Source organism: Thermococcus sp. (assembly GCF_027052235.1).
Taxonomy (GTDB): Archaea; Methanobacteriota_B; Thermococci; order Thermococcales; family Thermococcaceae; genus Thermococcus.
Genome location: NZ_JALUFF010000023.1, coordinates 1 through 4,914, shown reverse-complemented (window position 1 = coordinate 4,914; position 4,914 = coordinate 1). Strand labels below are relative to the sequence as shown.

The following is a 4,914-nucleotide window of genomic DNA, read 5'->3' as shown; positions in this document are numbered from 1 at the left end:
CCCTGGTCAAGGTTGAAAGTGTTAAAGTTGTGCCCAACGGGAGAGGAACCAAGCTGAATGTGTGGTTCGACTTTCCGTACAACATGGCTAATTACCTGTTCTTCTCAGTCAAAATGGGACTTGAAAAATTCTTAAAGAATGAACTTGAAGCTGTCCTCAACAAACACGGGATAAAAAATAAATTTGGGGATAAAAGACAACTTGATCGGATACTCCAAAGGAAGGGAGTTAACTTAGGAAAACTGACCTCCGAACTGAAAGAGAGAGTCCGAGTAAGAATTCCCACTTACTACCCACCAGGCTCCAGATTTCAGGTCACAATAAGTTCCCCGGATAGAGATGCGTTTGTGCTGGCTTCCACTTCACTGTGGCTGGCCGTGACTTACGGTGGGTTTGGGTTCAGGGCAAGGAGGGGAGCTGGAAGTTTAAGGATAACAAAAGTCTCATTTGGCGATAAAGACATTGACAAAACTCTAAAGGGGTTCTTAAAAACTCTCGAAACTGCCACTCCCCGTGACCTCAAAACGGTTCTTTGGAATGAAGTTCTTGAAGAATCCACCGGAGGGATGTTTGGAAAGACTTTTGGACAGCATTCTCAGATGCCATCGTTTCCAAATCTATCCGGGTTCCAAATTCTGGTCTCAAAGAACCCCCATCGGACGTTTATGGATGCCCTTGAATCCCTTCAAGAAGCTTACGCGGGCCACTATAATCGCTCAAGGAGGATGTATGAGGGCGGGGTAAGATTTGAATTTTCAGACCGCCAATTTTCCCACAAAGCTATCGAGACTCTCAAGGGGGGAGAAACATACACCGAGTACAGATACTACTTCGGAACACCTGTGATATACGCCAACTACTGGGGAACCGGGGTGAAGGGGATTGGTCGGGAAAACGGAAAAGAGAAAGAGTTCTCGCGCAGGGCTTCATCGGTTATCCTTACGGTTAAGAAGATTAATGAAAGTTATTATCCCATGGTCGTTATCATCCCTTACCAGTACCTCCCAATGCATAGAGGCGAGTTTATAGCCGAGTCTAAACGGAAATCTAAAAGGAATAATGAAAAGGCCATCATTAAAATTCTCACCTCTCGGGGAACTCCCTTCACTAACGAGGATTTTGTGGACTGGATTACATCAGACGTTGTTGACGAGTTTAAGAAAAGGGGATTCGTGGAGGTGTATCCATGATACCCCAAACCTACGCTCAGGCTTTTCTCGAGGTTGCCCCCTCAAAGATACTCGGCTCCCTCCTGGATGAAGGAAAACCCCTTCCCTCGGAATGGAAACACCTCTCCAGCTATCCAGCCAATGGAAAACCCGAAAAATTCGTCCTCAGGCATCCGATAAGTGCCAAGGAGAAGGAGCTCAAAAACATCAATGAATTCTGGTTCCAGGCGAGCGATGAGGAGAAGAGGAGGTTCATTGATGCCCTTGAGAGGGCCGAAAAAATAGTCGCGAAGGGAATCAGAAACGCAGGCTCAATAGAAAAGTTTGCCAAACTCTGGAATCGCCTTCCTGGGCTCCTGAGGGAGGAGTACGAAAAAGCCCTCGAGGAGAACGGCTTTAACCCCGCTATGGCTGAAGAACTCGTCCACTTTCCAGCAGACCCCATGGTTCCGGACCACGATTGGCTGAGCAGGCTCGACGTTTACGCCTCCCTCAAAGCCGGAGATGTTAAACTAATCCGCTTCAAGCTCTCCCCGGTTCAGGGCTTCATAGCCAACGCGAGAACCGAGAGGGATTTATGGGCCGGCAGCCACATCCTCAGCCTGCTGACGTATCTGGCAATCTCTGAACTCTGGCGTAAATACGGCCCGCACTCAATAATCTTCCCCCACATGAGGGGACAGCCCTTCTTCGAGCACGAGCTCGGGGAACTCGAGGACGAGCAAAAGCTAATGATAGGCAACATGCCCAACAAGGTTCTGGCGATAGTTCCTACCAACGCTAACCTGGAATCCCTTGAAAAGAGGATAAGGGAGAGGATAACGTCCTTCTTTGTGAATCTCTTCAAAGCGGCTTGGAACTTCTACGAAATGGGGAAGCACTTTGAGTGGGACGAGAAGTATGTGGAAACCCTGGCGGGCTACTTCTCCATTACCCTCGAGGATATTCCCCTCAAACAGCTTGACCCCTCAGGAGTCATCTCCGAGAACCTCAAAAAGTATCTCCTGGCCATTAAAGACGAGAAGGAGAGCGAAATCCACTCCTACTCCGAGCTATTCCTCCTCCTGGACCAGCTAACTGACTTCAAGTCGAGGGATTACGTAAGGCCCGAGCAGGATGCCGGGTTTAAGTGCACCCTCTGCGGTGAACACCTGGCGATAGGTGGGGATGCCAATCATGAAACCGTCAGGGAGGAATGGAGGGATTTCGTTAAGACCCTGCACAGCAGGGGTATCTACGACATAAAAACCGGAGAGCGCCTCTGTCCGCTTTGCCTTGTCAAGAGGTTCTACCGGAGGTTCTACCCGCTGTGGGTTGAGAAATATCCTAGGGTCTCAGATGCCCATCTGGGCGAACTCATTAAGGAGCACTTCGAGGGCAATTATCTCGATAGGATGGCCTTCGCCTCGGTCAGCGAGGTGGCTATCAGAAGACCCACTGAAAAGGCAATAGAGCGCTGTATCAAGGGAGAGCTCTACGTTGAGGAGAATGACAGAAGAAAACCCGTAACGTGGGCCGATGTGTACAAATGGATTCTCCACAATCTGGAAATTGAAAAATCCCAACCCCCAAAGTTTGGTGGGTCCCGAGTAGCTGAACTGACCCCTAAGCTCTACTCACTTTCAAGCGCCCTGCTTCTCCCATTCAAGAGGCTGGCACCCAACAGTGAGGTCCTTTACATAGAAAACCTCAGAGACACGAAAACCCTCGCCAAGGTTTACGGCACGGACGAGAATGATCCACGCCTTAAGGGAGTTAATATAGAGGGAATAAGGGATGCCGTGGAAGAACTGGCCAAACTAATAGGCGAGCCCCCCAAGTACTACGCCATCCTCAAGATGGACGGCGACAACATGGGCAAGGTAATAAGCGGAACCAAAGGTGTGAAGTCCCTGCGCGAGTACTCCCTTGGTAAAGCTCCCGACATTCCGAGACCTGTCACACCGCCGATACACATAGCCATAACCCGCTCCCTCAGCGGGTTCGCCGTTGGAAAGGTGCCAGAGGAGAGCATGAACAGGAATGCCGAGCTCCTCTACGCGGGTGGAGACGACGTTTTCGCCCTCGTTCCAGCGGATGGGAGCGTCGAGCTGGCCCATCGCCTCCAGGAGCACTTCCGAACGGATTGGGATGGATACGAACCCCTCCAGGGCCACACGAGGAGCATGAGCGCCGGTCTGCTTGTGGTTTATTACAAGGAACCGCTCTACAGCGCCGTCAGGAGGGTTAACGAGCTGGAACACCTGGCGAAGGAAAGCGGAAGGAACGCCCTGGCCATAGGCTACCTCAAGCACAGCGGTAGTTACTACAGGATTGTCGTCAACTGGGGACTCTTCGAGGGTCTGAATGAGAGGGGATGCGAGGAGGACAATAAAAATGACGCGGAAGAAATCCCTCCGCTTCAATCCCTCCTGAAGGAGCTAAGGGAGAATGAAAAGGGATTGAGCAACAGGATAATCTACGAGGTAGCTGAAGGGGTTGAAACATGGCCCAATAACACCGGGGCCGTGCTCAACCTTCTCAAGTATGAGCTGATGAGACACTCGAATTACGGGGAAGAAAAGGAGCGGGAGGTATTCAACAGGTTCGCCGAGTTCCTGTGGGTTGCAAGGCACGTCAGGGTAAAGGTGAGTGAAAGGGAGGTTAAAGAACTCGGCATAGATCCGGGCAAAAAGGCCCTCCGGATGCTCACCGGAAGGCTCAACGGCTCGATAGAGCGGATAATAGCTGACGACCCCGAGAGGGAGGAGCCCGACGAGAGCTTTGAGGACCTAAAAAGGGAACTCCAGGATTTGGAGGGAAGTCTTGCAAGGGGAGGTTTCTGGTTCGGACGTCTGGAGCGGGAACTGGAGAAGGAGCTTTCATCGGCCGGAGTGGGCAAAGACCTGGCCAGAGAAATCGCCGGCCTCGTCCTCAGGAAACAGCTGAGGGGCGCGGCTTACCTCCTCAAGGTTCTCCTTGAAATGGGGGTGGGAGCATGATGAAAATTTCCCCCTATGACATTCTCTTCTTCAGGGAGAGCAGGGACTTCTCGGCCGGAGAGAACCACGTTGCCGAGAGCATCGAACCGTTACCCCACACCATAGCCGGGGCGATAATGGGGGCGGTTTTTGAGAAGGGCAGGCTTGACCTTCTGAACCTCAGGAAAACTGACAGAGGAGTTAAGAAAATACCCACTCCTGAAAACTGGAAGCCGAACTTTTCCATCCTCGGGACGTTCTTTGGCTTTGAGAGGACCAACGGCGAAGGCGAAGCTAGGCCACTCTTTGCCTTACCAATGGACCTCGTTGAAGTCGAGGGTGGGATTGCCCCCCTGAGAGTTCACCACCTTCCGGACGGGAGAATGGGGGTGGTCGCAGAGGTTAAAGGAAAAAAGGTCCTCCACTTCGGGCCAAAGAGGGGCTTCATAACCGCCGAAGTCCTCGAGAGATACCTGTCGGGAGACCTTAACGACGGCTTTCCTATCGAGGCCAACATAAGAGAAGTTAAGGACGTTTATGAGCGGGAAACCAGAATCGGCATCGGACTCAACGAGAAAAAAACAACCGAGGAAGGACTCCTCTACAGGATATCTGCCCTGAGGCTTTGGGAGAACGTGGAAAAAGAAGCCCTGGAAAGGACAGCAATCCTGGTCTATTTTGAACCCGACGATGAGAAAGTAATTGAAAACACCATCGGGAAGAATGGCCTCCTGAAGCTCGGTGGCGAGTCAAGGTTTGCCGGCTTTGAATTCAAGGCCGGAACT

The 4,914-nt window shown here is 51.5% G+C and carries 3 protein-coding genes; all 3 read left to right on the top strand.

What is annotated here, in order from left to right; genetic code table 11:
* Window positions 1-1,190 (top strand): hypothetical protein (locus tag MVC73_RS02290; protein ID WP_297506502.1); only part of this gene is annotated, 1,190 nt, incomplete at its 5' end.
* Entirely contained in the window at window positions 1,187-4,150 is a 2,964-nt protein-coding gene (cas10, locus tag MVC73_RS02285; protein WP_297506499.1) for a type III-B CRISPR-associated protein Cas10/Cmr2, read from the top strand. The genes MVC73_RS02290 and cas10, both read left to right, overlap by 4 nt.
* Window positions 4,147-4,914 (top strand): type III-B CRISPR module-associated protein Cmr3 (gene cmr3 / locus MVC73_RS02280; RefSeq protein WP_297506497.1); only part of this gene is annotated, 768 nt, incomplete at its 3' end. The genes cas10 and cmr3, both read left to right, overlap by 4 nt.

What these genes read in the sequence shown, in the direction of transcription:
- cas10 (WP_297506499.1), top strand. Translation starts at nt 1,187, where the DNA reads ATGATACCCCAAACCTACGCTCAGGCTTTTCTCGAGGTTGCCCCCTCA.